Source organism: Cryobacterium sp. M15 (assembly GCF_002929675.1).
Lineage (GTDB): Bacteria > Actinomycetota > Actinomycetes > Actinomycetales > Microbacteriaceae > Cryobacterium > Cryobacterium lyxosi.
Map to the genome: position 1 here is coordinate 17,909 of NZ_PJJW01000033.1, position 24,527 is coordinate 42,435.

Below are 24,527 nucleotides of genomic sequence, written 5' to 3' on the forward strand. Positions count from 1 at the left end.
CCGCAAGCCCGCAAGCCGAACGCTCAACGCTCAACGGGCATTGTGAGTGCGGCGGGTCCCGGGCCTACGGCCCATTGCGCTCCACGAGCGCGGCGCCGAGGCGCATGAGTTCCGAGCGCACGGATGCCGGCTCGAGAACGTCAATGTATTCACCCCATCCAGCGAGGCCACGTGCGAGCATGATTTCGGCCGGCGCACTGATTCGGACCCTGGCTCGATGGTCGTCGATCGCGGTGTCCTCCACTGCCAGCTCGCCGAACTGTTCACGCAGGAAGGGCAATATCGAGGTTTTTGTGACCACGATCGTGGATGCGCTCTCGCGCTGCTCGTTCACGTCGCGTACGACGGTATCCCATGCCTCTGCGAGGTCGAAGTCGTCCGGGCGGTCGGCGGGATCTTCTGTGACAACTGCCCAGATGATCCGCTCGATGCGAAATGTGCGCTGGGCGCCATCCACGCCGCCGAGTAGGTACCACACCTCGCTCTTCTCGACCAGGCCCCACGGGTCGCAGAGTCTTTCGACCGGGTCGCGGTCCCAACCCCGGTAGCTCAGGCGTACCTTCCGGCGCTGTATGACAGCGGCCTGGAGCTCGGTCACGAGTGGTGGCTGTGCGCGGTGGGGCCGGCCCCACCGCGCGGGGTCAAGCACGACGGCCTCTGCCGCCGCTTCGGCATCCGTTCTAAAGCTGTCGGGAAGGGCGTGCACAAGCTTGCGGAGCGCCGACTTGGCCTCTGGGACTACGGACGCGGCTGGCCCGACCAGGAGGAAAAGCGCACGCGCCTCAGCCGATGTGAGCCCGCTCAGGTCGGTGCGAGCACCGCCGAGTAGTTGCCACCCACCGCCACGGCCGACCTGTGGGTACACGGGAATTCCCGCAGCTGACAGCGCTTCGAGATCACGCCTCGCCGTAGCGACGGATGTCTCAAACTCAGCAGCTACTTCCTTCGCTGTCACGCGTCCCCGCGCCTGCATCAGCAGGAGTGTGGCGACGAGGCGATCTGCGCGCATGAATCAATTGTCGCAAACAAAGTAGTCAGAAGGTGAGCACTTTACTGGTGGAGACTGACATCACGTGAATCGGAAGGAAAATCACATGTTGCGAGGCTTCGCTACCGTCAGCTATTTCGCCGCCGATCTGGAGGCGGCACGCAAGTGGTACAGCGAGCTGCTGGGTATCGACCCGTACTTTCAGATGCCCGGGTATGTGGAGTTCAGGGTTGGCGACTATCAGCACGAGCTTGGAATCATTGACGCGTCGTACGCGCCGCCAGTACCAGACGGGTCGGCCGGGGAGATCATTCACTGGCACGTGGACGACCTGCCGGGGTCATTCGAGAAGCTACTGTCGATGGGGGCGACCGAATACCAACCGCCGACTGACCGCAGTGAAGGCTTTGTGACGGGATCCGTCGTCGATCCTTTCGGCAATATCCTGGGGATTATGTGTAACCCGCACTATCTCGAGGTGCTCAAGAAGGTTTCCGGGAAATGAGCGAAGATGTCATGTCGCGGTCTGTCGCTGAGAAGATGGGAATCAAAGAGGGCGCGCTGGCCCACTTTGTGAACGCCCCTGCGTCGACCCTGAAGGCCATCGGACTTCCGGAGTTGGAGGTCAGTGAGGATCTCGAGGGTGACTTCAACTGCATCCATTTGTTCAGCGTGACTCAATCCGAGATGCACGACATCTTTCCAACACTGAAGCTCCATCTGAAGCCGTCGGGCATGTTGTGGCTCTCCTGGCCGAAGGCGCGGAAGCTGGGCTCAGGTCTCAGTCTGCCGAAGGTCATTGAGATCGGATATAACCACGGCCTCGTCGAGAGCACATGCCTGCGCATTGACGACACGTGGGCAGGGCTGAAGTTCACGCACCCGAAGAACGGCAAGATCTACAACAACAGCTACGGATCCCTGCCCAATCTCTGAGCCGGGTGCGCTGTTCTGCCCTCGGGTGGCCATGATTAACGCGGCGCCCGTGCGCGTCATAACTCCATGATTGCGCCGCGCGACACTTGTAAATTGGTTCGAATGCAATGGCCGTATGCCGTATGCCGTATGCCGAACGGTGACCGGGACGACGATCCGCCCCCAACGAATCATGATCCGTCCCCGTCGATGAACCTTTTCAATTCGCGCGCGGCGACCTCGGGACGGAGGACGCGTTCGGATCGAGATTCGGGTCCCACGGCTGGGGCATGCCGATCGGGTTCGGAAATGGAAAGACCGTTTGGCACGCTCTTGCGATGGGCGCAAGCGTTCGGGCGACATCCGCGATCTCGTCCTCGGTCACTCCGCTCCACGGACGGACGGCCAATCGGTTGGTCACCTGCTCGGCGCGATCGAGTGCCGCTGTGCCCTTCTCGGTGATCTGGCCCTGGCCGGCCAGTAGCCCGCGGGCCGAGAGCTCGTCGACTTCGATTGCCCACTGTTCCTCCGTCCAGCCACGCGCCTTTCGCACGCTCGTCGCGTCGATGTCCACCGCGCTGCGCAACACGATGGTGCTGATGCCCGCGATCCCTCCCTCGACCAGTGCGATCACATGACCGTCTCCGCGATGCTCACGAAGAGTGGCCGCGGCTTGCCAGAGACGGCGATACGGATCCGACTCCACCGGCAGAGCGCTGTTCGCCGCCGCGAGTGGTCGGCCTATGGTGTCGATACGAGCCGCAGCCTGGGCAAGTACGTCAGCGGCTTCGGTGACAGATCGCTCGTCGGGCACGAAGTTTCGCAACGTCTCCGCTGCACCCCGAGATCGCGCGTCAAGGACCCGGTTCGCCGTCACCGTCGACCACACAGCCGGCAGCACCCGTTCGACCAAGAAGGGAGCGAACCCACTGAAGATCGCCACCACCGGCCCGGCGGTCACGGCCCCGAGCGGGGCGGCGCGACCGGCGAAGTATCCGTCCCAGTAACGGGTGAGTCCGATATCTGCGAACGCCTCCCTCGCCTCCGGCGAGAAATACGTCACCGCGTGGATCGGCTCGAACAACGTCCACAGCGCCCGAACCCTATGCTCCAGCTCGTTCATTCGTCTCCTTCGTCGCAGCGTCTTTCCGATTCTATTGTGCGGGGCAAAACCGACCTCAAGGCCTCGGCCCACCGATGGCATGTTGCGGACCTAGGCGTCGAGAACGGGATTTCGTGCTGACGTCGATGTATCAGAGCGGGACCGGCCAGCGCGGCACAGTTGGGCCGAGTCCAACCAACAACCGAGCACGCCGATTCTGTGTCAGTCGGGAACCCCATACGACACGTCCCGCAGAGTATCTGAGAATTTTCATCCGGGTCTCTTCTGCGAATCCATTATCTCAACACCTCGGGTCATCTCGGTGGGTCGCGAGGCAATAAACGTTGAATATACGTATGCGCGTCAAGTCTTCCTTTGCCTTGCCTTGCCTTGCCTTGCACGTGTACCACCCAAGGGGTAAGCGTCATCTGAGGAGGGCGGCGTCACTTCTGACGACCGGCGCGTCAGCGCACGAGCAGGATCTTGCCGCCGGGCGCTTGCTCCGAGCCCATCAGCTCGTGCGCGCGCTCGACCTCTGCGAATGGCAGTGTCGCACCGATCACCGGCCGCACGGAGCCGGCGGCGATGAGGGGCCAGACGTGATCGCGCACCTGCGAGATCACCGCTTCCTTGGAGCCGCGGCCACCCACGCGCGGTCGCGCCCGTAGCGTCATCGCGCGCAGCGTGACTCGGCGCTGCATAAGCCTGCGCAGGTCGACATCCGCCCTCGTGCCGCCCTGCACGGCGATCACCGTGAGCGTCCCGTCGAGCGCGAGCGCATCAACATTCCGACTCAGGTAATCGGCACCGATGACGTCGAGGATGTACTCCGCGCCGACCCCGTCGGTGGCCGCGAGAACCGCATCAACGAAATCCTCGTCGCGGTAGTCAATCGTAAACTCAGCCCCGAGTGAGCGGCAGAGCTCGTGGCTGCGGGCGCTGGCGGTAACAGCGACTCGGTAGCCACGAGCACGAAGCAGCTGTATGGCCATGGTGCCTATGCCGCCGCTACCCCCGTGCACGAGGGCAAGCCCGCCCGCCCCTGGTTCGGGCGCGTCGCGCAGGGCGCTCCAAACCGTGCAGACAGCCTCGGGCAGAGCCGCCGCCGCCTCGAGTGAGACCGCATCAGGAACCGGCAGGAGCTGCGTCACCGGCACCGCGACACGCTCGGCGTATCCGCCGCCCGCGAGCAGCGCGCACACCCGCCCTCCCACGGCCCAGCCCTCGACGTCGTCTCCAAGTTTGACGATCGTTCCTGAGCACTCTAGCCCTAAGACGTTCGACTCCCCCGCGGGCGACGGATACCTGCCCGCCCGCTGCATGAGGTCTGCACGGTTCACAGCCGTCGCGGCGATCTCCACGATCACCTCACCCGCCGCCGCCGCCGGCTCCGCCGCATCTTCCCACGTCAACGGTCCGCCCACTTCGAACTGCATCGCCTTCACGCCCTGCTCCCTTGCCCACTCAAACCCATCCTGGTCGCCCACGCCCGGCTGGCGGCGATGCCGCCTGCCGCGATCACGAGCGTTGTCGACAACCCGACAACGCCGGCCCATCCGTATCGGTCGTACAACACGCCACCAAACCATCCCCACACGGCAGCGCCTGTGAGCCAGCTCAGCTGGTAGAGCGCCGTCGACTGCACACGCCCGCGGCCAGCTTCCAACCCCGAGAGCGTGCTGGACATCGGGTGCGCCATGAACGTGCCGATCGTGAGCAGCGTGATTCCGACTAGCAGTATCTCTACGCTCGCAGAAAGCATCGGAAGTGCCGAGACCGCGACGGAAGCACCACCGCACAGGACGACGAACCACGGCGGGACGCGCGAGGCCAACTCACCGGCCACGCGCGCGCTCAATGCGCCCACAAAGTACACGAGGAAGAACAGGCTTGCCAGCGCGGCCGGTACCGAGAACGGCTCGCGGGTGAGGTGGAAGCCGAGGTAGTTGTAGACAGCGGTGAACGAGCCCATGATCAGGAATCCCTGCACATAGATCGAGGCGGTCGTCCAGCGCGAGAGGTGATGACCGACGTGCCCCAGCGCCGAGCGGAACGATGCGGGACGGCTGATGCGCTCCTCTAATCCGCGTGGCAGGAGGGCCAAGAAGAGCACGCAGGCGACGACTCCGAGCGCCGCGACCATGAGCAGACCGATCCGCCAGTGCAGCAATTCGCTCACCGGGCCGGCGATCAGGCGGCCGGTGACTCCACCGACGGTATTGCCAGTGATGTATACGGCAGCAGCAGTCGGCACGCGGTGCCGCGGCAGCACCTCGACCAGCAGCGCCATGGCGACAGCCTGAATGCCGCCGAGCGCGATCCCTGTGATGCCTCGCATTGCGATCAGCAGCTCGAAAGTTGGCGCCAAGGGCGCGGCAAGCGCCGAAACGGTGGTGGCGATCAGGCTGATACGCATGACCACCGTGAGACCGATGCGATCCGACAGCCAGGCCCACGCCAGCACTGACAAGGCGATACCGGTGGTCGTCGCCGAGACCGCGAGGGCCGCGGTGGCGCTGGTTATCTCGAGGTCGCGAGCGAGGCTCGGCAGGATCGCCTGCGCGTCAAACAGCTGCGAGAAGGTCGCGAACCCAGAGACGAAGAGCGCTGCGACGAGCCGGCGCTCCCGACGGTCCGGTCTCACTGCTTCGACGTGCTGTCCGCGTGCTCACCCTCGCCCGTCGCGGTGTAGGCGGCCGCGTCGGCCGATGCGTCCGTGGTCGTCCTCGTCTTCGCGTCGCGCCTGCTGCGGACGAGCTCGATCAGACCGGTGACTGGGGGGATGTTACGGGCCTGCTCAAGGACCGACGGGCGACCCTTCGTAAATCTGCGGATCGTAGCGAAGGCGATGCCGACGGCGATCAGCGTGTATATCGTGATGGCGATAGGGTCACTGATGAAGACGGTGAAGTCTCCACCGGAGATGAGAAGCGACTGCCGCACCGAGGCCTCAAGTATCGGGCCGAGGACGAACGCTAGCACCAGGGGGCCGGGGTCGAATCCGGTGCGCTTCATGAGCCAACCGAGGATGCCGAAGCCCAGCACGAGCCAGATGTCGAAGGGATCGTTGGCGATCGAGTATGTGCCGATCAGTACGATCGCGATGGCGAAGGTGACGAGGATACCCATCGGCACCCGCAGCAGCTGCACGAACACGCCCACCATCGGCATGTTGAGGATGAGCAGCATCGTGTTGCCGATCACCATCGACGCCACGACGCCCCAGAAGATCTCAGGGTGGTTCGGGATGAGGCTGGGGCCGGGCGTGATGCCCTGAATGAGCAGCGCGCCGAAGATGAGCGCGAGCACCACGTTCGACGGTATTCCGAGCACCAGCAGCGGCACGAAGGCCGAGGTGGAGGATGCGTTATTGGCGGTCTCCGGACCAGCGACCCCCTCGATGGCGCCCTTGCCGAATCTCTCGGGATGCTTCGCGACGCGCTTCTCGAGCGAATAAGAGGCGAGCGAGGAGAGCACGCCACCACCACCGGGCAGGATTCCGATGAAGAACCCCAGAAGTGAGCCACGCACGATCGGCATCGCCGACCGCTTCGCGTCGTCGCGCGTCGGCATGATCTTCGTGACCTTCTTGGCAATCTTGTTAAGGTGACCGCCCTGCTCGAGGTTGTGCAGGATCTCACCGACCCCGAACAGACCCATCGCGATGGCGACGAAGTCGAAGCCGTCAAGCAGCGATGCCGAGCCGAAGTTGAAACGCGGCATGCCGCTGATCTGATCCTGGCCGACCGTCGCGAGCAGGAGCCCGACTGCCGCCATCACGAGCGCCTTCCATGACGAGCCCATGCCCAACGAGGTCACTAGCAACAGGCCGAGCACCATCAGCGCCACCATCGCCACGGGGCCGAAAGCGAGCGCGGCATCAGCAAGCATCGGGGCGAAGATTGCCAGCCCGATCACTGAGACGATGCCGCCGATGAACGATCCGATCGCCGCGATGCCCAACGCGGGGCCAGCTCGACCTTGCTTGGCCATCTGGTAGCCGTCGAACGTCGTGACGACCGACGCAGCCTCGCCCGGCATGCGCAGCAGCACGGAGGTGATGGTGCCGCCGTACATTGACCCGTAATAGATGCCGGCGAGCATGATGATGGCGGTGGCAGGGTCGAGCGCGTAGGTCAGCGGGAGTAGCAGGGCGATCGTGGCGGTTGGGCCGAGGCCGGGCAGAACGCCAATCGCGGTGCCGATCACAACCCCGACGAAGACGTAGAGAAGGTTAATCGGGTCGAGCGCGACTCCGAAGCCGATAAACAGGCCATCTAGCATGGCGGATCACATCCAAGACGTAAGTGGGGTCATGAGCAGGTCCCGGGGCATCGGGACGCCGAGCACGACGTCGAATAGCATGAAAAGGGCGATGCCACCGCCGACGGCGAGCAGGCCTCCCTGCAACCAGCGCATCTGGCCGAACATACGCAGCCAAAGGAGCATCAGCAGGATTGCGGACACTGTGAAGCCCAGGAGGGTGAACAGCACGGCGAAGACGACGAGCGAGGCAATGGCGATGAGCGTACGCACCGATTCGGTGCCCCACGGCTCGTAGTCCTCGAGGGTGTCGGTGATCGCCACCACCGCGGTTGCGCCGAGCATGAGCACTGCGCCGACGAACGGCCACAGCCCCGGCCCCGGCCGGGTGCCCGTGCCGAGCCCGTAGCCGATGCTCAGGACAATCGCGCCGACGCCGACCGCCGCGAGCACGGCGACCGCCGCCCAGCGGGCGATCCCTCGCCCGCGGATGCCCTCGAGGGGCTGGACGGGGTCGGATGTATTGTGCTCAGTTATGGTTCCAGTGTCGTGCTCGGTGCGGACAACGTCGGTCATTGCGTTCAGCTGCCCAGGATTCGGGTGTAGACCTTCTCGGCCTCGGACAGGAAGCCGTCGAACTCCTCACCGGTCTGGTACTCAGGAAGTATGTAGTTCTCGCCGATCGCGCTGACGGTCTCCGGGTTGGTGAGACACTCCTCGAGAGCGTCGGAGAGCGTTGCGACGACATCATCGGGCATGCCTGCCGGGGCAGCCAGCGCGTAGATCGTGACGGCCAGCGTAAGGTCGTCGTAGCCGAGCTCGACCAGCGTCGGCGTGTCGGGCAGGTGCGCCTGGCGCTCCGGCGACGAGACGGCCAGCGCTGTGAAATCGCCGGAGTCGATGCGCTGCACGACATCCTCTTGGTCGTTCACAAAGACCGAGTCGACGTGTCCGCCGAGCAGGGCGGTGATGGCACCGGCGCTGCCGTCGAAGGGCACCACGATCACCTCGACGTTATACTCATCGGCGAGGCGCTGGAGCTCGATAGCTTGTGGCGTTGAAGCGCCCGAAACGCCCACTGTCAGCGTCGCGGGGGCCTCCTCAGCAGCAGCGAAGAACTCTTCGCCGCTGCTGTATGGCGAATCCTCGCCGACGACGAGGACCATCGGCGAGTAGGAGATAACGCCAACCGAGGAGACATCTTCGCGCGAGTAGTCGAGGCCATTGGCAATCGGCGAAAGCGCCACCATGCCGGGTGAGACGATGGCGAGGGTCTGGCCATCGGCGGGCTTCGAGATCATGTCCTGCAACCCGACCGAGCCAGAGCCTCCGGTGATGTTCTCTGCGATCACGTTCGTGTCGAGCGCGTCTCCGAGGCAGGGCGCGAGCGCCCGAGCTGTAACGTCGGTAGGGCCACCGGCCGAATAGGGGATGACGAATCGGATGTCGCCGTTTGGAAAGGCCGCGGCCTCGCCATCCGGAGCGGCGGAGTTGCCGGCGCCGGCAGCGCCGCTACAGCCCGCGAGCAACATGACTCCCATTATGGCGCCGGCTGTAATAAGCGACCGACGGTACCTCTTGCTCATGCTGTGCATGGCGGGCTCCTAACTTCGTTGTTAGTGGAGCGCACTTTCGATAGTGCACTCTCAATTTGTCCTGACGCCAACCTAGTCGAGCTCGATGCGGCACGTCAACCTGCGATAACGATTGACGATCGGACTCCCCGATCGGCGACCGTCCCAGAGCTGCTGGTCACCCTAGTGAGACAAGCACCAGGGGCCGTAGCTGGGCATCGAGGCGCGGCCCCAGCCGTTCCCAGATCCGATCCGGGTCGAAGCCGCGGACGGGCGTGCGATCGATCTCGTGCATGTAAATTGCGTGACAGTTCTGCGCTACGAACAGCGCCCCACCCCGCGAATCGAGCAGCTTCCGACCCTGCCCATCCTCCACGATGCTGCGAACCAGCGTGATCGTGCGGTCACCCTGCGCCACGTTGCGTGCGCTGAGATCACTGAGGGTGAAGCCCTCGCGCAGGTAGCGCGACGAATTCGCCGGGTTGCGTCGATAAAAGGCGCTGCGCTCCAGGTAGATGGCGCGGATGCGCTCCACAAAGTTGGTCCCGGTCGGATCATCGCCTTGTGCGGCGACAATCGCGGCATCCTGCTCCTCGATGCGTTCGAGGACGGCATCGAGCTCATCGCCGTAGACCATGTGCAGCAGCTGGTGCTTGCTTGAAACGTAGCGGAAGAGCGTCGCCTCTCCGACTCCTGCGAGCTGTGCCACCTCACGCATTGTGATCTCGTCGAACTGCTTTGAGCGCAGCAGCGCGGCAGCAGCCGTCTGGATCGCGTCGCGTTTGCGCTCCTTGCCGCGCTGACGCACAGACATCTCCGATGCAGTGGTCACGATGCCATCCCCTCAGCGATCCTGCCGCGACTACGATGCCACGGCTGAAGTACAATCTTGCCATCCAATCCGCCTCGTTCCCCTGCACGGTGCGCCTGGGCGGCATCCGCTAGGGGGAGCGTCAGCGCCACGTGCGGCCGCAGATGACCCATTTCGATCCATTCGGCGATGCGTTCCAGCCCCGCTCCCGAGGGCTCCACAACCACTCGGCGCAGCACGATACCTCGCGTGCTCGCGGCATCCTGCACCGCCGGGTCCGTGCGCGGGATCAGGGAGACGAGTATGCCGCCGGGCGCGCACCAGTCGAGGAGTGCCTCGGTGCGCTCACCGCCGAATGGGTCGATGACGACGTCGTGCCGCGATGGGCTGGTAGGCGTGCCGTCGTCTGCTGCCTCGACGACAGAGGCCCCTGCTCTTGCGGCATCTCCGAGTCGCTCGGCGCGTGCGCAGGCTGTGACCACCGCGCCGAGCGCGACGGCGATCTGCACCGCGAGTCGACCGACCCCGCCGCCCGCCGCGCAGACGAGGACGGATTGCCCTGGCATGAGCTTGCCGGCCTCCTCAAGCGCTTGCAGCGCCGTCAGGCCGGCGAGCGGCAACGATGCCGCCTCAGAGAACGTCAGCCCAGCGGGCATGCGCGCGAGCTGCCGCGCAGGAGCCGCGGCGTATTGCGCGTAGCCCTCAGCAGGCAGCGGGAAGCGGGGCATGCCGAAGACCCGATCGCCGCGCGAGAGCAGGTTCGAGCCATCCGCCACCTCCTCGACGACACCGGCGATGTCGAAGCCGAGAATGGCCGGGTCGCGCCAGAACCCACGGCCGCCTGTCGCGCGGGACTTCCAATCGGTCGGGTTTACGCCGGCGGCCTCCACCCGCACGAGGACGTCGCCCAGCGACAGCGACGGGACGGGCACCTCGACGAGTTGCAGGACCTGCGGTCCTCCCCAGCCGGTTGCGGCGATCGCCTGCATCATCGGCTGCACAGCGACGCCCACGGCTCGATCCCCTCCATCGCCGCAACCAGTCGCCCCACGCCGTCGGGCTCGTCTATAGCATCGACGAACCCCGGCAGGTGCACCGCGAGCGCAACCGAGATGCCGACTGCGGGTAGGAGCTCTGCCGCCATCTGCGCGGAACGCTCACCGTCCACCTCGACGCTCTCGGCACGTCCCTCGAGACGGCGCCCGTCGGCCAGCTCGATCACGATCTCGGCGCCGTGCCCCGCGCCGCCCGGCATGCCGCCCACCACCGAGACTCGCTCGCGCACCCGCTGCGCCTCGGCACTGGCCGGGTATAAGGCATCAATATCTACCCGTCCCTCGGCCAGGGCAACCGCAACCGCCTGCCGCACATCCATCATCGCCTGGGACCACGACGTGGGCGGCCACGCGACATCGATGCCCGGGTACACAGCGTCGGCCTCGGCGAGGCGCACGGTGACACTCACGATCTGCTGGGCTTCAATGGCCGCGAGTTCGCGGAGGTCAATGGCGACTTCGACCGCTGCCTGGTTGATGGCGCACACCGGGTGCGCCTTCAGCAGCATGTGCTCGATCACTGGCGGGCCTGCGAGTGCCTCGGCCAGCTCGGCGGCTTCCATACCGTCCGCCCCGAGTGCGTGTAGAAGACCAGAAGCTCCCTCGAGCGCGGCATCAGCGCCGCGGGCGCCGCCCGCTGCCCAGAGCGCTGATTCGAGGCCGTCGCGCGCTGCGGCAGCAGTCTGCAGGCGCCATTCGTCGGTGCCGGAGTGCCACACTTGGGTGTAGCCGGCGGCGCGATTGACCGCGAGCGAGATCGCCTGCGCGATCGCAGTTTCATCGAGCTCCTGCACAGCGGCCGCTGCGGCGGCCGCTGCGATCGGTCCGACGACGCCGGTTGCACGCATGCCACGGGCACGGATGTACGGAAGGAGAGCGTTCCCGAGCACCCCGCCGACCTGGTAGCCGACAGCGATCGCCGACAGCAGGCGCGCGCCGTCGATGCCTGCTGGCGCAATGGCGAGGCACGCGGGGATCACAGTGCTACCCAGGTGGGTGACCGAGCTCGGGTGCTCGTCGTGTTGTGCACGAGCACCCATTTGCAGGGACGTCGCGAAAGCCAGGTCGGGTGCGGTCATCGGCCGCTGCGCCCAAGGTAGGCCACGTCCACACGACAAGCCAGGCAGCGGCCTACCGTGGGCCGCAAGGCCAACCGCAAGGTTGTGCAACAGCACCGCCTTCGCGGCCTGCCTGGTCGACTTCCGCAGCGGCTGGGAGCCCGAGCGCGCCACATACGCGGCGATTGTCGCGGCGAGCGTGGGCGAGGCACTCAAAGTGGCACGGCTCCAATCGTCATTCCACCGCAGACATTGAGGTTCTGACCTGTAATGAAACCCCGATCGTCGAGCAAAAACCCGACTGCCGCAGCGATGTCGTCGGGCTCGCCGACCCGCTTGACCGGTATCGCATCGATGATCTGCTGCGTGCGTGGCTCCCCCGCGGGGTTGGCCGCTTCGAACATCGCGGTGCGAATCGGCCCGGGGCTGACCGCGTTGACCGTGATGCCGTGCTGCCCCAGCTCGAGCGCCCAGGTGCGGGTGACGCCGATAATTCCGGCCTTCGAGCCCGAGTACGCCGAGCGGCCCGCCTTGCCAAGCGCCGCACGGGAGGCGATGTTCACGATCCTTCCGAAACCCGCCTCGCGCATGCCAGGCAGCAACGCCTTGGCACAGCGCATAGCAGCGAGTACGTTGATCTCGTAGGTGCGCAACGCGTCGGCGATGTCGAGCTCCTCGAGGTTCGCGACTCGGATGTAGCCGACGTTGTTAACCAGTCGGTGGATCGGTCCACCGACCAGTGCCTCAGCGAGGGCCATTTCGACCTCTTGGGCCTCGCCGAAATCGGCCACAATGCCGCCGGGCTGCTTGTCAATCACGATGACCTCGCGCCCGATCGCTCGCTGCTGCGCGACGATCGCCGCGCCGATTCCACTCGCTCCGCCGGTGACCAGCACCCTTTCCCTCGTTGATTCGGCCATGGGTCGCACCTCGCATTTTTGTCTTGCCACGATCGCGGCGCACGACGCGCGCCGGCATCTTCGCCGCATGCCGATCGTACGAAACAAAACGAGAGTAGGCAATCAGATATACCTATTGGCATCCTTTAGGTAAGCATGTAGTCTCGACGCAGAGCATATTTTGATAGTCTGCTCTCATTATTCGAATCACAACGAAGTGAGGTGACCATGGTCACGAATTTGACAGAACCACGGCAGAGCGCGTGGCACGCCGACGGCACGTTGCACGAGCCGCTGCTGATCGAGCCGACGGGGTACGTCGAGCATGCGGGTAGGGTGATCCCGATCTACGACAGCGGCAACGAGACGAGCACGGCGACCATCGTGCTCGTGCACGGCAGCTCCGGCTCCGCACGCGGAAGCTTCTGGGCCGTCTATCCCATCCTCACTTTCACCCGCCGGGTGGTCGCTTTCGACCTGCAGCTGCCTGCTGATGACGCAGATCTGACGCTCGCGGACGCCGTTGCACAGCTCCGTGCTGTCGTGGACCACGCGTCCGGTGAAGGTCCCGTGGCGCTCGTCGGCTACTCCTTCGGCGCCGTAGTGGCAGCGGCCTACGCCTCCGAGCGGCCTCCGGCCGTCGCTTCGCTCTCGCTGGTTGCCGGCTGGTCGAAGACCGATCGGCACCAGCTTCTCCGTAACAACCTATGGCTGCGACTGCACGACGCTGACCCCGAGGCGCTCTGCCAACTCACGCTGCTGATGGCCTATTCGGCCGGCTTCCTCGTTGGCCGCAACGAACGCGACTGGCGCGAGCTGCAACAGGCAGCGGCGGCACGGCCCTACCCAGTGCAGATCATGCGACTCAACCGCGACATCGACATCGAGTTGGGTCTCAGCCGCATCGACGTGCCCACCCTCGTCATCGGCTGCAGGTACGACGATATGGTGCCCCTACATCACAGCCGCATGCTTTTCGGCGCGATTGCGGATGCGCGTTATCTGGAGATCGAGAGCGGCCATGCCGTCTCTGTCGAGCGGCCTGCCGAGCTCGCCGTCGTCGTCGACGACTTCTCCCTCGACCCGCACGAGCACCCGGCAGGCACCATCATCCGCAATGACCACGCCTGACGACCAGAGACGCCGAGGATCTATCATGTACCAGACATCTACCATCGAGCCCCAGTCGACGACGACGCACGCGAAGATCGCAATCATCGGCTCCGGCTTCGCGGGCCTTGGGCTCGCCATCCAGCTGCGGCGGCGCGGAGAGTCTGATTTCATCGTGTTGGAGCGGGCCGACGACGTGGGCGGTACTTGGCGCGACAATACGTATCCTGGTGCCGCGTGCGACATCCAGTCGCACCTCTACTCCTTCTCGTTCCGCCCGAACCCAGACTGGTCGCGCGTATATGCCACCCAACCGGAGATCCACGCCTATCTGCGAGAGGCGTCGATCGACGAGGGCGTGCAGCCCCACATTAGCTTCGGCGCCGAACTGCTCTCCTGCACCTGGCAGGCGCGTGCGGCACACTGGGCGCTGGAGACTTCGGCAGGCTCGTTCACGGCCGACTTCGTCGTGACGGCTGCCGGCCACCTGTCCGATCCAAAGCTTCCGAACATCACCGGGCTGGAGAAGTTCGAGCGCCCGATGTTTCACTCGGCGCGGTGGGATCACTCGTTCAAGCGGGAGGGCAAAAGCATCGGCGTTATTGGGTCCGGCGCATCCGGCATCCAGATCGTGCCGGAGCTCGCGAAGACCGCTGGGCAGCTGACGGTCTTCCAGCGCTCTGCACCGTACATTATCCCCCGCGTGGACCACGTGTACACGACAGCGCAGAAGTCAATGTTCCGGCGCATGCCCGAGACCGCGCAGGCACTGCGCGACGAGCTGTTCTGGGGAAACGAGGCAAGGTTCCCACAACGCCGTGGCATCGCTGACTTCATCGCCAAAATCGAGACCACTGCGCTCGACCACCTGGCGGCGCAGGTGCCAGAGGGCGAGCTGCGCCATAAGCTCACGCCCGACTACATGATCGGCTGCAAGCGCATCCTCATCTCGAATGACTACTATCCGGCCTTTCTTCGGGACAACGTAGCGCTTGAGACCAGCGGCATCGTCGAGGTGAGGGAGCGCAGCATCATCACCAATGACGGCGAGATCGAGCTCGACGCCCTCGTGCTCGGCACCGGCTTCGAGGCTGCCGACCTGCCCATCACGCATCGCATCTTCGACGAGAACGGCCGCTCAATGGCCGAGTCATGGACCTCGGGTGGAGCGGCGTACGCCTGCTCGACGGTCGCCGGATACCCGAACCTGTTCATCATGAACGGACCGAACTCAGGCCTTGGTGCCGGCTCGATCATCTACGTCGTCGAGTCTCAGATCCAGTACATCTTGGGCGCGCTCGAGTTCATGGACTCGACTGGGGCGTCCACGATCGAGATCCCTCAGCAGGCACAGGACAATTTCGTCGCCGCCATCGATGAGCGTGCCGCAGACACCGTGTGGCTTAACGGCGGCTGCTACTCCTGGTACGTCGATCACCGCTACGGCCGCCTAACGACGGTCTGGCCGGACTTCATGACCAGGTTCCGCCGTGAGAGCGGCCGATTCAAGCCCGACGAGTACCTCGTGGACGGCAAGTTAGTGGACGGTCCGCGCAGACTCGAATCGGTGTCGGTATGAGCTGCGACGTGAGCCTTTGGCGCCTGCAGTGCTTCATCGCGCTCGCCGCTGAGCTGCACTTCGGCCGAGCCGCTGCCAGCCTGTTCATCACGCAGCCAGCTCTGTCGCTGCAGATCAAACAGCTCGAGATCTCGCTCGGCTTCGAGCTCGCGCACCGCGCACGACGCGTGACGCTGACAGAGGAGGGCTGCAGGCTGCTGCCCCACGCCGAGCAGGTGTTGGCCGCAGCCGGCATGTTCGCGATTGCCGCTGCCAAGCGCGGTCGACCGCAGGCCGCCTAAAGGGATAGAGCACTACAGGCGCCGTCGCACCTGAGCGCCTGAGCGCCTGCGCGAGACCATGCGTGACGTCCTCATGGCGCAGGGCCGGGTAGGTGAAGTCGCAGTGACAGACGCCGAGTGCCTCTCAGACGCCGACCTGCACGGGAGCCCCCTCCCACGGTGTCTCCCGCCTCGGCATCTACCTCGAGCGTCTGCGCAACGACGCCGTAGTCGGAGACGACGCGGTGCAGGTCGAGCAGGAGTCGACGACCGGGGTGATCCTCGATGCCGGTCACAGCTTCGGCGCCTGGTCGGCATCGCGCGCGGGCGAACGGCATGGCTACGCTGGTGACGCGAAGCGCTGATCATTTTGGCCGCGGGGAGCGTTCAGTGATCGGATGGCCGAAGCCGGCACGGTCGCGATCATGGCAGCGAACACCGCGCCGCTCATGCCTGCCATCGATGGCGCCCAGGCGGTGATAGGCAACAACCCGATCTCGATCGCGGCGCCCGGCCACAGCGCCTTGCCGGTCGCAGATACGGTGCTCAGGGCGAGCCGACCACGAAACCCACGGCGGCGCGAGCTGGCCTCGTGCTGCCAGCGGCCGGGGCCGAGGGCTTCAGACCCACCCTCGGCTTTGGCGCGGGCAGCGTCGATAGCGTCGGTGACCTGCTGCGCCAAATTGTCCCCTACTGGCCGGGCAACGTGGCCAATTCGTCGTGCGACTCCCCAGTAGTCGTGAACTACTCGGTGACACCTTCGAGTAGGATCGCGAGCTCGTCGAGTTCGACGTCCCAGCCCTCTCGGTTCTGCTCAAGACGTTCGCGACGGTAGCGGGTTCCGCCGGGGAGTGTATCGAAGCCCGATTCGATGACCGTGACATCCGTCCCGGAACCAGCATCGGCGATGGTGAAGCGCACGTGCGTCGAGTACTCATCGAGCTGATCGGCGGGGATTCCCGACCAACGGAAGCCGAACGAGACGTCGGGAACGACCTCGGTGATTTCAATCGGAAAGCTGCCGTAGTCATCCCAGTCGATGCTGCCCGTTGCACCGGGCTCGAGCGCGGCGAACCCCACACCGTCGCCAAACCATTTGACCATCACCTCGGGGTCGGTCAGCGCCTTCCAGACCTGCGCGCGAGAGGCTTCGATGTGCACGGTGCGGGTCACGGTGTGCCCCTTGATTCTTGCGTGATCAGACACGGTATTTCCTTCACGTTCAAGCCGAGCCCGACGGGACAGTGCGCGCCGAGCGGCACGTCAACAAGATCTGCAAACGCACCTCATCGAGCGTACCCATGATTGCGTATCTGTTCACGGCCGGGCGAGCGCCGTGAACGCGGAAGCAACGCATCAGAGGTCGGTCATTGGGAGCCCAGAGCGCATGGACGCTTCACGAGCTTGAGCAGTCGCCTGGCGTGGTTTCCGCCTCATCCAGCACCGGTATTCGGAAGATCCCGGTTTGCTCGTTCCTTCGTCGCCATCGACGACGAGAGCGCCCGTCGCTGAACCGATTGGTCGACCACGTCGCGAGATTCGAGCGAGGTCGCGATGTGCAGGCCCGCGATGCGGGCGGCGGTCCGAGCATCCGCTTTGGTCAACCTGCTCGTGGGCACACGCTCGATGACGTCTTGCAGCGCAAGCTGCACCACCAACGACTCGGCCGGCACCCGCGGCATCCCCCGATGTGCCCGCGCCCGGTTCTCCATCTCTGCCTTGGCTTCCAACCGCCCACTGTCTTGGTGAAAATGCACCACGATGGCCTTCATGAGCTCATCCATCTACTGCTGCCGCTCTTCCCGCCGCACCTCAGCCTTCGCACTCCGCACAGCGGCCGCGACGTCAGCAGTTCGACCCGGTGCATCCGCTCTGCGACTATCTCGATAGCTCGTGCGTACAAGATGGCCTCCATGGCGAGGCAGAGCGACGCGAGCGGACGACACTGTTGGCTGTGTGGGCTTGCATGAGGGCGTCTTTAACGATGCCGGCGAATTGTGCGGCGTTGGGGAGGACAGGAAGGCCCGGCGAGGTGAAGCTGTCAAGGGCTGCGGGTCCGAAATCAGCTGTCGACTGCCATGACCGCACGCATAGTTTGTGCGTCTACCCCGGTGCCAGCGTGATCCGAGAACGAAAATATCAGCATTTCTGGCCCGATATTTATACCTATTGCGAAAGCACCCGAGATGGCTGGGTTTACACCCCCCTTCCCGAGGGAAGTCAGGAAGAGGGCGTATGCCTATGACGTTGGCTACTTGCTACTGCCGGAGCAAGTGACGACGGCTAGGCACCACTGGAAGTTTGGGCAGCGATGACTTCTCCGTTGACGGTGATCTTGCATGAAATCGTTGTTGCCTCTGCTGACGCCTGTGCGACAAGCGAGAAGATGCTAGACGAGAACAAACCACCGTCTTCGAGAGTCACTTCATTTGTGAAGGGTAGAGGCGCCTCGGTGGCCTGCTCTTGGCCCGAGCTACCGTCGTTGAACGTCAGATATGAGATGTTGCCAGCAGTGGCAGCGTCGCTGGTCACTTCGTAAGTCACGGTGTTGTTTGTCGCTGTCGCCGCCTCGGATGTGGCTACGTCGGCGGCTGGCGCTGCGCCGTCATCGACACCAGGCGCAGCTGAACTGCATCCTGTGAGCACAAAGCTCGAGAGCAAGATACCGGTTACGAGCGCGAACGTAATTTTCTTCATGAGTCTCCTTTGATCTGGATGCAATCCTTGCTACTTGCCGAATTCGGCTGGCTTCATTTCTTGGGTGCCCAAGCCAGGCTGGAGGCTCCGACCGATGCGATGCTCGCATTCGAGAAGTCCTCAACTCACAAGCTTTTCTATGTTTAACTTATTGCTGACACCTAGATCGCTCGTCGTTAGCCCCCAATCCGAGGGTCGGCGTCTGTCCGAGTCACGACCTCGACCGTGCTGGGTGCAACACGCCGACCGGCTTCGCACCTGAAGCGGGCCCTTCTTGGCAATGAACACCGGGAAAGTGCCAGCGAACGTCAGTAGTCGCGTTGCTCGGTGCTCCAAGTGCGGTTGTCTTGATCGAGCCGAACGTGCTGACCGGCAGTCGAGGTCGCCCAGCCATCATCGCTTTCCTTCGCGGTCGTTGACGACGGGAACGAGCTGACCCACTTGAGCATGGACGCCGAACTATTCGGCAAACTCGCCCGTCGTGCGTTCGCATCACTGCCGAATCTGAGGAAGCGTTTGATCCCCTCAACCGAGAACGATCGAGGTCTCTCTGCGCCACTCAAAATGGGTCGAGCCCTGTTTGCGTAAACGCCCACAATAGGCAGTTTTTTAAGAATTAACGTTGAATAAACGTGAATCGCATCACATCTCGTCGCGCCTCTACCGACGGAAGATTCCTGATCAGATGGAATTCCGCAATCGATGCGGGGACTCGAATCCGGGACCAAAGCAAAATTCACTAATGTTGACTCGGTCGCAAGCGAACAGAAGGCTAGATCAGGTACTGTTTTGTCGAGATGCTCGGGATTTGAACCCGGGACCGATGTTCCTATAGTCGAATCTCGACGATTTCCACCAAATTAAAACCCTGATCAGATCAAATTTACAGTAGGGCGGCCGGGACTTGAACCCGGGACCGACGGATTATGAGTCCGCTGCTCTAACCAGCTGAGCTACCGCCCCAAAGAGAACGACCACACGGTCGTACCCACAAATACGTGACTATCCCGGCGTCTGCGACGAAACCCCGTTGGTAACCAGATCGCTCACCGGCTCCCCACGATACAGGCATTCGAACGTGTTCAAAGTGCGCTTGATGTCATGCGCGGCAATGAGCTTGAGTGACTCCCGCTTGAGTGCCTCCAGGCGTTCTGGGGTAGCCGTCAGCACCAGGGTCAGTTTGTCCGCCAGATCCCGCGCATCGCGCGGCTTGAACAGGTACCCGTTGGCCCGGTCATGAACGAGATGTGGAAGCGCCATTGCATCGGCGGCCACAATTGGCAATCCCGACGCCATGGCCTCCATCGTGGCGATACTCTGCAGCTCGGCAATGGACGGCATGGCGAAAACCGTAGCCCGTGAGTACGCCGCGCGCAGTTCGTCATCCGTCACATAGCCGGTGAACGTGACACGGGAGCGGATGCCGAGCGTGTCGGCCAGGTGCTCCAGGTTGCGTTTCTGGTCGCCCCCGCCGACAATCTCGACCCGGGCGTCGAGGTCGGGTGACAGCAGCGCTGCCGCCTGCAGGAGCACGTCGATCTGCTTCTCTCCGGTGACGCGACCGACGAATAGGATTCGGTTCTTTGTTCGCGGCTCGAAGTTCGGTGAGTAGTTGTCAGCGTCGATTCCGCAGGAGATCGCATGGACACCGGTGAGACCGGTGTATTTCTCCAAAAATTGTGCGGCCCGTATGGTCGGGGTAGTGACGGCTGCGGCGCGGCCGAACGTGCGCCGGGCGGCACGCCAGGCGGCCTTGATAACGCGATCTTGCAAGCCGACCGGCACGAGGGAGAACTTCACCATGTTCTCGGGCATGAAGTGGTTCGTGCCCACCAGGCGGATGTTGCGCTTGGCCGCTTCGATCGAAACACCGCGGCCGACGTTGATGTGGGACTGAAAGTGCACGACGTCAGGATGGAACGAGTCGAGAATGCGCCGGCTTTCACCACGAATCAGCCAGGGCAGGGCATAGCGTAACCAGTCGTGCGGGTACCAGCGCCAGCTGTGCAGGCGATGCACCACCATCGGCTGTCCCTCGTGCATTTCGGTCCAACTGCCGTGCTTGCGCGACGCCGCGGGAGCCATGATCTGAACTTCGTGGCCGCGTGCCACCAGGCCGGCGGCCAGTCGCTCGGCAAATCGAGCAGCACCGTTCACATCGGGTGCAAAAGTGTCGGCGGCGATGAGAACACGAATCCGCGGCTTTTCAGACGGCACACTCGCGGCGCGCTCGGGCGCATTGCCCGGGGTTGGGCTGCTCAGCAAGTCGGTCGAATCTGACAAGTGGAGTGGTCCCTACGTTGTTGGGCCGGAGATCATCATCCGGCAGGAAATCTCAAGAGCACTCGCTAGAAATGACGCGGTGCACTCGAACCCTATTCTAAACCGTGCCTACCGAGCGGTGTCCCGCACCGCGGCGGCCCAAAATTCTTCGCGAGTCAGCGGTCGAGTTGGGGGTGGTAGCGCGCGAGCAGAAAAACGCCCCAAATGGCAATTGCCCCGGCCACGACGAAGGCGACGGCAGCTGCGGGCGGTGCCTGGCTGGCTTCGCCCAGCACGATAATTCCAATGCCGACAGCGACGAGCGGGTCGACAACAGTGAGCCCTGCAATCACGAGATCCGGTGGTCCCGACGCGTAGGCGTTCTGCACGAAGTACGCTCCCAGCACAGCGGCGAGCAGTAGGCCGAGCACGCACGTCAACGTAAGCCAATCAAAGTTTCCGTTCTGGGTGCGATTGATGACGACCTTGGCCAACGTCGCTACGAATCCGTAGAGCACGCCGGCACCGAGAATGTAGAAAATTGCCTGCGACCGGCGGCGGAGAAACCCGAAGGCAAGCGCAAAGGCCAACAGAACGACAGCGAGAACGATGAGGATTGTCACCAGGTTTTGGTCGGTGACCGGCTTGTCGACGGCGGTGAACGCTGCCACGGTCACGAACAGGCCTACCCCGCCCACGCACATAGAGATGGCGATAATGCTCGCCCGATTGAGCTTGACCTTGCTGACTCGGGCGTTCAGAACGGCGGTGATGACGAGGGCGACCGCCCCGAGCGGCTGCACGACGATGATGGGCGCGAAGGCAAGGCTCGTCAGTTGGAACACAACAGCCAGGCCGAGCATAAGAGATCCAAACACCCAGGACGGCCGGGCTAGCAGCAGGGTGAGCTGACGCGCGCTGAGCCCGCCGGTGACTGCTTTGGTGCGCGCCTCGACCTTATTCACGCCGCGATGCTGAAATTGAGCGCCGAGGGAGAGAAAGACGGCGCCGACCAAGGCCAGCGGAATGCCGATGGCCTGCCGCGGATCAATGGCGATTTCTGTCGCCAGATCGGTTAGGTCAGGAGTCACTTGACGACCCTATCGACAAGCTTGACGATATTCTGGAGGAATGGCCGTACTCGCGATAGTAATTTCAGGTGACCCCGTTCTCCACTCCCCCGCTGCTCCCGTCGTCGATTTCGACGACGATTTGCGCGCGTTGGTGAAGGACATGTTCGAGACGATGGATGCTGCGCCGGGGGTCGGTCTCGCTGCCACGCAGGTGGGAGTCGGGCTGCGCATCTTCACCTACAGCTACCAGGACGACGATGACCTGTCCTGGCGGGGCGTCGCGATCAACCCTGAACTCTGGATCACACCGGTGTCGGCCGAGCCCGTTGACGACGAAGATGTCGACGAAGACGAAGGATGCCTGTCATTTCCGGGCGAACGTTTTCCACTGAAACGGGCAGAGTCGGCCATTCTGCGCGCTGTCGACGCCGAGCAAAAGCCCTTTGAGATTCGAGCGGACGGCTGGCTCGCCCGTATTTTTCAGCACGAGTACGACCACCTCGACGGCACCCTATATGTTGACCGCCTCGAGCACGTCTACGCGAAGGCGGCGGCCAAGATCGAACGTAAGAAGAGTTGGGGCGGGCCCGGCCTGAGCTGGACCCCGGGGGTCGACAACCTCGAGGGGTAACGCCCCAGCACGAGTATCAGGCACCGTGAGCGGTACCGAGGTCACCGGCTGAGATCTACACCGTGCACGCCGTTGTGAAAGCGCAGGGATGGGAACACGGCCGACACCGAGAAACCCAGCCCGGGTACCGTTCCGGCGTTGAAGACACCACCGAAGAGCTGCGCGCGCTCCCGCATCTGCGTGATGCCGGGACCGGCGATGCTCTCGCTGAGGGCCTTGAGGTCGTCCTCGATCGTGTACGGGGTGCGTGCAGCCTGTTCGCCAGCTTCCTTGCCGTCCCGACGGGCTGCGGCGCGGATACCGTCATCGTCGACGAGCAATTGCAGGCCGTCCCTGGTCCAGGTGAACGACACGCGCGCTTCAGTTCCAACGCCGCCGTGCTTGAGCGCGTTTGAGAGGGCGCTCTGCAGAATTCGGAAGATGGCCAGCTCCGCACCAGCCTTGAGCGCGAATCGTTCGCCCGATTCGATGAAACCGACCACCAGACCGGCGTCACGCATCACGCGAAACAGGTCGCGGGTTGACTGCGGGCCCGGCTGTAAGGCTCCGACCGTTTCGCCCTCGCGCACGATTGTCAGCACGCGACGCATGTCAGCGAGGGCCACCCGGCCATCATCAACGAGCGCCGTGGCGGCGCGCACGGCCGTTGACGGATCGCTCTCCGCCATGTAGCGGGCGCCCTCGGCCCGCGTGACGAGGCGGGCAATCGTGAGCACTGCGCCATCCTGCAACTCCCGAATGATGGCCAGGCGCCCCTGTTGCTCGGCGAGGGAGAGCTCGAGTTCAATGCGCACACGTTCAGCGGCATTGCGATCGAAGATGACTCGACGTGAGCGCAGCAACGAGATGGTCCACAACACGAGCAGCGCCCCGGATAGTACGCCGAGTGCCGGTACCAGAAGTTGCGAGAAATCCACTGCTGACCGCCGTTTCTTGTGCCGAAACCATGGCGCATGTTAAGAGGTGAAAAAACCTTCTGTCGAAACAAAAACGTAGCGACAAAAAAGGCCACCCGGGGTGGAGCCCTGAGTGGCCTTTCGCTCCCCGACTTGGACTCGAACCAAGAACCTGCGCATTAACAGTGCGCTGCTCTGCCAATTGAGCTATCGAGGAATACTGGAACAGCGTTGTTACTTTACCAAGATTTCTTGATGTGCCAAAACCACGACGACTGCCGATTGGCTCTAAGTTCTCATTTTGACCACCGAAAAGCCTTTGCAGGCCACGAAATATGGGCCACGGGCAACAGTTGAGCAGTCTGGTGCTCCAAAAGCCGGTCGGGCGTGTCGGACCGGTCGCGACCAATCGTGCTTCACAGCGGATGCGATCGATCGCGACCCAGATCAGTTCCCGGCTACGCCACCGGTTTCACCGCTGATGTCGCCAACCTCGACGCTGCGCACATCATCGACGACGACGGCAGTGTCTGCGGGAGGCTGCAAGGCTGCGGCGAGTCCACGGACATACGGGTGCCAGGGGTCTCGAAAGACGTCGTCGATGGTGCCGAGACCGACCAGCACGCCCTGGTGCATGACACCGATGCGATTGACGACCCGCTGCAGCACGGCCAGGTCGGAGCTGATCACGAGCGCGGAAAAGGATCGTTCCTGCTGCAGCTCGCTGATCAGGTCAATCACGGCGTCCCGTACCAGTACATCAACGCCCGCTGTGGGCTCGTCAGCGATCAACAGGGCCGGACCGAATACGAGCGCCCGGGCCAGCGCTACCCGCTGTCGTTGACCGCTGGAGAGCTCATAGGGATACTGACTGAGAAGAGCCAGCGGCAGGCGCACCGCATCGATCATGGTAGCCACCTGGGCGCCGAGCTCACGACGGTTATAGCGTCGATCCCGCTCGAGTACCGGTTCGGCGACAATCTCGGCCACTGTCATGGTCGACGGCAGGGTATCGGCGGCATCCTGGGCCAGCAGCCCCACTCCGAAGGTGAGCCGGCTCAGCTTGCGTTTGCTGATATGGCGCAGCTCGAACCCGAGCACGGTCGCCTCTCCCCCGGTGATTTGCGGACGGATGCCGGCGGCATCGTTCACGAAGGCGTCACCGGAGAGCACCCGGGCGAGGGTGCTCTTGCCTGAGCCGCTCTCACCGAGCAGACCCACGACTTCCCCGGGTGCGATGCGCAGGGTGAACCCGTGCACCGCAACGAACGCCGGGCTCGCCCCGTGCGGCGGGTATTCGATGGTCAGATCGCTCGTTTGAATCGGGGGAACGGATGCTGCGCCATGCCTCATC

Annotated in this window: 26 protein-coding genes and 2 tRNA genes; 7 read left to right on the forward strand and 21 right to left on the reverse strand. The window is 63.8% G+C overall.

Translation table 11 applies throughout. The features are described from left to right. Nucleotides 1–64: 64 nt before the first annotated feature. Nucleotides 65–1,009, reverse strand: a complete 945-nt coding sequence (locus tag CXY83_RS05020; RefSeq protein ID WP_104196299.1) for a YafY family protein — start codon at nt 1,007–1,009, stop codon at nt 65–67. An 85-nt stretch (nt 1,010–1,094) separates the two neighbouring features. Here CXY83_RS05020 and CXY83_RS05025 point away from each other — a divergent pair, with 85 nt between their 5' ends. Together CXY83_RS05025 and CXY83_RS05030 are read left to right on the forward strand one after the other, a co-directional pair. After that, nucleotides 1,095–1,493 carry a VOC family protein gene (locus CXY83_RS05025; protein WP_104196300.1) on the forward strand — a complete coding sequence of 133 codons (399 nt, stop codon included), beginning with the start codon at nt 1,095–1,097 and terminating at the stop codon, nt 1,491–1,493. Then, the gene (locus CXY83_RS05030) at nt 1,490–1,924 is read left to right on the forward strand and encodes a hypothetical protein (RefSeq protein ID WP_233200610.1); all 435 of its coding nucleotides are present in this window, start codon (nt 1,490–1,492) and stop codon (nt 1,922–1,924) included. The genes CXY83_RS05025 and CXY83_RS05030 overlap by 4 nt, the downstream gene beginning before the upstream one ends. A gap of 199 nt (nt 1,925–2,123) precedes the next feature. Here the strand turns inward: CXY83_RS05030 and CXY83_RS05035 are convergent, their stop codons facing one another. The 10 genes from CXY83_RS05035 to CXY83_RS05080 form a co-directional block, all read right to left on the reverse strand. Then, complete coding sequence (locus tag CXY83_RS05035; RefSeq protein ID WP_104196301.1) at nt 2,124–3,026, reverse strand: hypothetical protein; 903 nt, start codon at nt 3,024–3,026, stop codon at nt 2,124–2,126. A 443-nt stretch (nt 3,027–3,469) separates the two neighbouring features. Beyond that, the gene (locus tag CXY83_RS05040; protein WP_104196302.1) at nt 3,470–4,441 is read right to left on the reverse strand and encodes an NAD(P)H-quinone oxidoreductase; all 972 of its coding nucleotides are present in this window, start codon (nt 4,439–4,441) and stop codon (nt 3,470–3,472) included. Between the two features lie 5 nt (nt 4,442–4,446). Then, nucleotides 4,447–5,649, reverse strand: coding sequence for an MFS transporter (locus CXY83_RS05045; RefSeq protein WP_104196303.1), 1,203 nt, complete (start codon nt 5,647–5,649; stop codon nt 4,447–4,449). Further along, entirely contained in the window at nt 5,646–7,289 is a 1,644-nt protein-coding gene (locus CXY83_RS05050; protein WP_104196304.1) for a tripartite tricarboxylate transporter permease, read from the reverse strand. Before CXY83_RS05050 ends, CXY83_RS05045 begins: the two co-directional genes overlap by 4 nt. Before the next feature lie 6 nt (nt 7,290–7,295). Continuing rightward, nucleotides 7,296–7,844 carry a tripartite tricarboxylate transporter TctB family protein gene (locus CXY83_RS05055; RefSeq protein WP_104196305.1) on the reverse strand — a complete coding sequence of 183 codons (549 nt, stop codon included), beginning with the start codon at nt 7,842–7,844 and terminating at the stop codon, nt 7,296–7,298. Between the two features lie 5 nt (nt 7,845–7,849). Continuing rightward, on the reverse strand, nt 7,850–8,863 hold the full coding sequence (locus tag CXY83_RS05060; protein ID WP_104196306.1) for a tripartite tricarboxylate transporter substrate binding protein: 1,014 nt from the start codon (nt 8,861–8,863) through the stop codon (nt 7,850–7,852). A gap of 157 nt (nt 8,864–9,020) precedes the next feature. Beyond that, nucleotides 9,021–9,674 carry a TetR/AcrR family transcriptional regulator gene (locus CXY83_RS05065; protein ID WP_104196307.1) on the reverse strand — a complete coding sequence of 218 codons (654 nt, stop codon included), beginning with the start codon at nt 9,672–9,674 and terminating at the stop codon, nt 9,021–9,023. After that, entirely contained in the window at nt 9,671–10,666 is a 996-nt protein-coding gene (locus CXY83_RS05070) for an NADP-dependent oxidoreductase (RefSeq protein WP_199184893.1), read from the reverse strand. Before CXY83_RS05070 ends, CXY83_RS05065 begins: the two co-directional genes overlap by 4 nt. After that, nucleotides 10,642–11,982, reverse strand: a complete 1,341-nt coding sequence (locus tag CXY83_RS05075) for an MmgE/PrpD family protein (protein ID WP_158251839.1) — start codon at nt 11,980–11,982, stop codon at nt 10,642–10,644. The genes CXY83_RS05070 and CXY83_RS05075 overlap by 25 nt, the downstream gene beginning before the upstream one ends. Further along, on the reverse strand, nt 11,979–12,686 hold the full coding sequence (locus CXY83_RS05080) for an SDR family NAD(P)-dependent oxidoreductase (protein WP_104196309.1): 708 nt from the start codon (nt 12,684–12,686) through the stop codon (nt 11,979–11,981). The genes CXY83_RS05075 and CXY83_RS05080 overlap by 4 nt, the downstream gene beginning before the upstream one ends. 207 nt (nt 12,687–12,893) lie before the next feature. Between CXY83_RS05080 and CXY83_RS05085 the strand changes: the two genes are divergently transcribed. From CXY83_RS05085 to CXY83_RS18545, 4 genes are all read left to right on the forward strand, one after another. Beyond that, a complete protein-coding gene (locus tag CXY83_RS05085) occupies nt 12,894–13,796 on the forward strand; it encodes an alpha/beta fold hydrolase (protein WP_104196310.1) in 903 nt (300 codons plus the stop codon). Between the two features lie 25 nt (nt 13,797–13,821). Further along, nucleotides 13,822–15,354, forward strand: a complete 1,533-nt coding sequence (locus tag CXY83_RS05090) for an NAD(P)/FAD-dependent oxidoreductase (protein WP_104196311.1) — start codon at nt 13,822–13,824, stop codon at nt 15,352–15,354. Next, nucleotides 15,351–15,635, forward strand: a complete 285-nt coding sequence (locus CXY83_RS05095; protein WP_104196312.1) for a LysR family transcriptional regulator — start codon at nt 15,351–15,353, stop codon at nt 15,633–15,635. The genes CXY83_RS05090 and CXY83_RS05095 overlap by 4 nt, the downstream gene beginning before the upstream one ends. 404 nt (nt 15,636–16,039) lie before the next feature. Next, nucleotides 16,040–16,351, forward strand: coding sequence for a hypothetical protein (locus CXY83_RS18545; RefSeq protein ID WP_369831125.1), 312 nt, complete (start codon nt 16,040–16,042; stop codon nt 16,349–16,351). A 7-nt stretch (nt 16,352–16,358) separates the two neighbouring features. Here the strand turns inward: CXY83_RS18545 and CXY83_RS05105 are convergent, their stop codons facing one another. From CXY83_RS05105 to CXY83_RS05130, 7 genes are all read right to left on the reverse strand, one after another. Continuing rightward, nucleotides 16,359–16,820 carry an SRPBCC domain-containing protein gene (locus CXY83_RS05105; protein WP_158251840.1) on the reverse strand — a complete coding sequence of 154 codons (462 nt, stop codon included), beginning with the start codon at nt 16,818–16,820 and terminating at the stop codon, nt 16,359–16,361. Between the two features lie 227 nt (nt 16,821–17,047). Beyond that, nucleotides 17,048–17,386 carry a hypothetical protein gene (locus CXY83_RS05110; protein WP_146069860.1) on the reverse strand — a complete coding sequence of 113 codons (339 nt, stop codon included), beginning with the start codon at nt 17,384–17,386 and terminating at the stop codon, nt 17,048–17,050. Nucleotides 17,387–17,897: 511 nt separating this feature from the next. Beyond that, nucleotides 17,898–18,311 (reverse strand): MmpS family transport accessory protein, encoded by a 414-nt coding sequence (locus CXY83_RS05115; RefSeq protein ID WP_104196316.1) that lies wholly within the window; start codon nt 18,309–18,311, stop codon nt 17,898–17,900. A gap of 308 nt (nt 18,312–18,619) precedes the next feature. Next, on the reverse strand, nt 18,620–18,760 hold the full coding sequence (locus CXY83_RS17615; protein WP_158251841.1) for a hypothetical protein: 141 nt from the start codon (nt 18,758–18,760) through the stop codon (nt 18,620–18,622). A gap of 440 nt (nt 18,761–19,200) precedes the next feature. Continuing rightward, nucleotides 19,201–19,274: transfer RNA gene (locus tag CXY83_RS05120), tRNA-Ile, on the reverse strand. 39 nt (nt 19,275–19,313) lie between these two features. Further along, the gene (locus tag CXY83_RS05125; protein ID WP_369831126.1) at nt 19,314–20,594 is read right to left on the reverse strand and encodes a glycosyltransferase; all 1,281 of its coding nucleotides are present in this window, start codon (nt 20,592–20,594) and stop codon (nt 19,314–19,316) included. A 155-nt stretch (nt 20,595–20,749) separates the two neighbouring features. Then, complete coding sequence (locus CXY83_RS05130) at nt 20,750–21,664, reverse strand: DMT family transporter (protein WP_104196317.1); 915 nt, start codon at nt 21,662–21,664, stop codon at nt 20,750–20,752. Nucleotides 21,665–21,704: 40 nt separating this feature from the next. Between CXY83_RS05130 and def the strand changes: the two genes are divergently transcribed. Further along, nucleotides 21,705–22,277: a peptide deformylase gene (def, locus tag CXY83_RS05135; RefSeq protein WP_104196318.1), complete on the forward strand. Its 573-nt coding sequence runs from the start codon at nt 21,705–21,707 to the stop codon at nt 22,275–22,277. A gap of 41 nt (nt 22,278–22,318) precedes the next feature. On the opposite strand, the gene CXY83_RS05140 is transcribed toward def, so the two are convergent. The 3 genes from CXY83_RS05140 to CXY83_RS05150 form a co-directional block, all read right to left on the reverse strand. Continuing rightward, on the reverse strand, nt 22,319–23,194 hold the full coding sequence (locus tag CXY83_RS05140; RefSeq protein WP_104196319.1) for a sensor histidine kinase: 876 nt from the start codon (nt 23,192–23,194) through the stop codon (nt 22,319–22,321). Between the two features lie 123 nt (nt 23,195–23,317). Further along, nucleotides 23,318–23,390 (reverse strand) — tRNA-Asn (locus CXY83_RS05145). 230 nt (nt 23,391–23,620) lie between these two features. After that, nucleotides 23,621–24,526, reverse strand: a complete 906-nt coding sequence (locus CXY83_RS05150; RefSeq protein ID WP_104196320.1) for an ATP-binding cassette domain-containing protein — start codon at nt 24,524–24,526, stop codon at nt 23,621–23,623. Nucleotide 24,527 lies beyond the last annotated feature (1 nt).

Excerpts from the sequence above, each read along its gene's own strand:
- CXY83_RS05020 (WP_104196299.1), bottom strand. The coding sequence starts at position 1,009 with ATGCGCGCAGATCGCCTCGTCGCCACACTCCTGCTGATGCAGGCGCGG.
- CXY83_RS05025 (WP_104196300.1), top strand. The coding sequence starts at position 1,095 with ATGTTGCGAGGCTTCGCTACCGTCAGCTATTTCGCCGCCGATCTGGAG.
- CXY83_RS05030 (WP_233200610.1), top strand. The coding sequence starts at position 1,490 with ATGAGCGAAGATGTCATGTCGCGGTCTGTCGCTGAGAAGATGGGAATC.
- CXY83_RS05035 (WP_104196301.1), bottom strand. The coding sequence starts at position 3,026 with ATGAACGAGCTGGAGCATAGGGTTCGGGCGCTGTGGACGTTGTTCGAG.
- CXY83_RS05040 (WP_104196302.1), bottom strand. The coding sequence starts at position 4,441 with ATGCAGTTCGAAGTGGGCGGACCGTTGACGTGGGAAGATGCGGCGGAG.
- CXY83_RS05050 (WP_104196304.1), bottom strand. The coding sequence starts at position 7,289 with ATGCTAGATGGCCTGTTTATCGGCTTCGGAGTCGCGCTCGACCCGATT.
- CXY83_RS05055 (WP_104196305.1), bottom strand. The coding sequence starts at position 7,844 with ATGACCGACGTTGTCCGCACCGAGCACGACACTGGAACCATAACTGAG.
- CXY83_RS05060 (WP_104196306.1), bottom strand. The coding sequence starts at position 8,863 with ATGCACAGCATGAGCAAGAGGTACCGTCGGTCGCTTATTACAGCCGGC.
- CXY83_RS05080 (WP_104196309.1), bottom strand. The coding sequence starts at position 12,686 with ATGGCCGAATCAACGAGGGAAAGGGTGCTGGTCACCGGCGGAGCGAGT.
- CXY83_RS05085 (WP_104196310.1), top strand. The coding sequence starts at position 12,894 with ATGGTCACGAATTTGACAGAACCACGGCAGAGCGCGTGGCACGCCGAC.
- CXY83_RS05090 (WP_104196311.1), top strand. The coding sequence starts at position 13,822 with ATGTACCAGACATCTACCATCGAGCCCCAGTCGACGACGACGCACGCG.
- CXY83_RS05095 (WP_104196312.1), top strand. The coding sequence starts at position 15,351 with ATGAGCTGCGACGTGAGCCTTTGGCGCCTGCAGTGCTTCATCGCGCTC.
- CXY83_RS18545 (WP_369831125.1), top strand. The coding sequence starts at position 16,040 with ATGGCAGCGAACACCGCGCCGCTCATGCCTGCCATCGATGGCGCCCAG.
- CXY83_RS05110 (WP_146069860.1), bottom strand. The coding sequence starts at position 17,386 with ATGAAGGCCATCGTGGTGCATTTTCACCAAGACAGTGGGCGGTTGGAA.
- CXY83_RS05115 (WP_104196316.1), bottom strand. The coding sequence starts at position 18,311 with ATGAAGAAAATTACGTTCGCGCTCGTAACCGGTATCTTGCTCTCGAGC.
- CXY83_RS17615 (WP_158251841.1), bottom strand. The coding sequence starts at position 18,760 with ATGCTCAAGTGGGTCAGCTCGTTCCCGTCGTCAACGACCGCGAAGGAA.
- def (WP_104196318.1), top strand. The coding sequence starts at position 21,705 with ATGGCCGTACTCGCGATAGTAATTTCAGGTGACCCCGTTCTCCACTCC.
- CXY83_RS05150 (WP_104196320.1), bottom strand. The coding sequence starts at position 24,526 with ATGAGGCATGGCGCAGCATCCGTTCCCCCGATTCAAACGAGCGATCTG.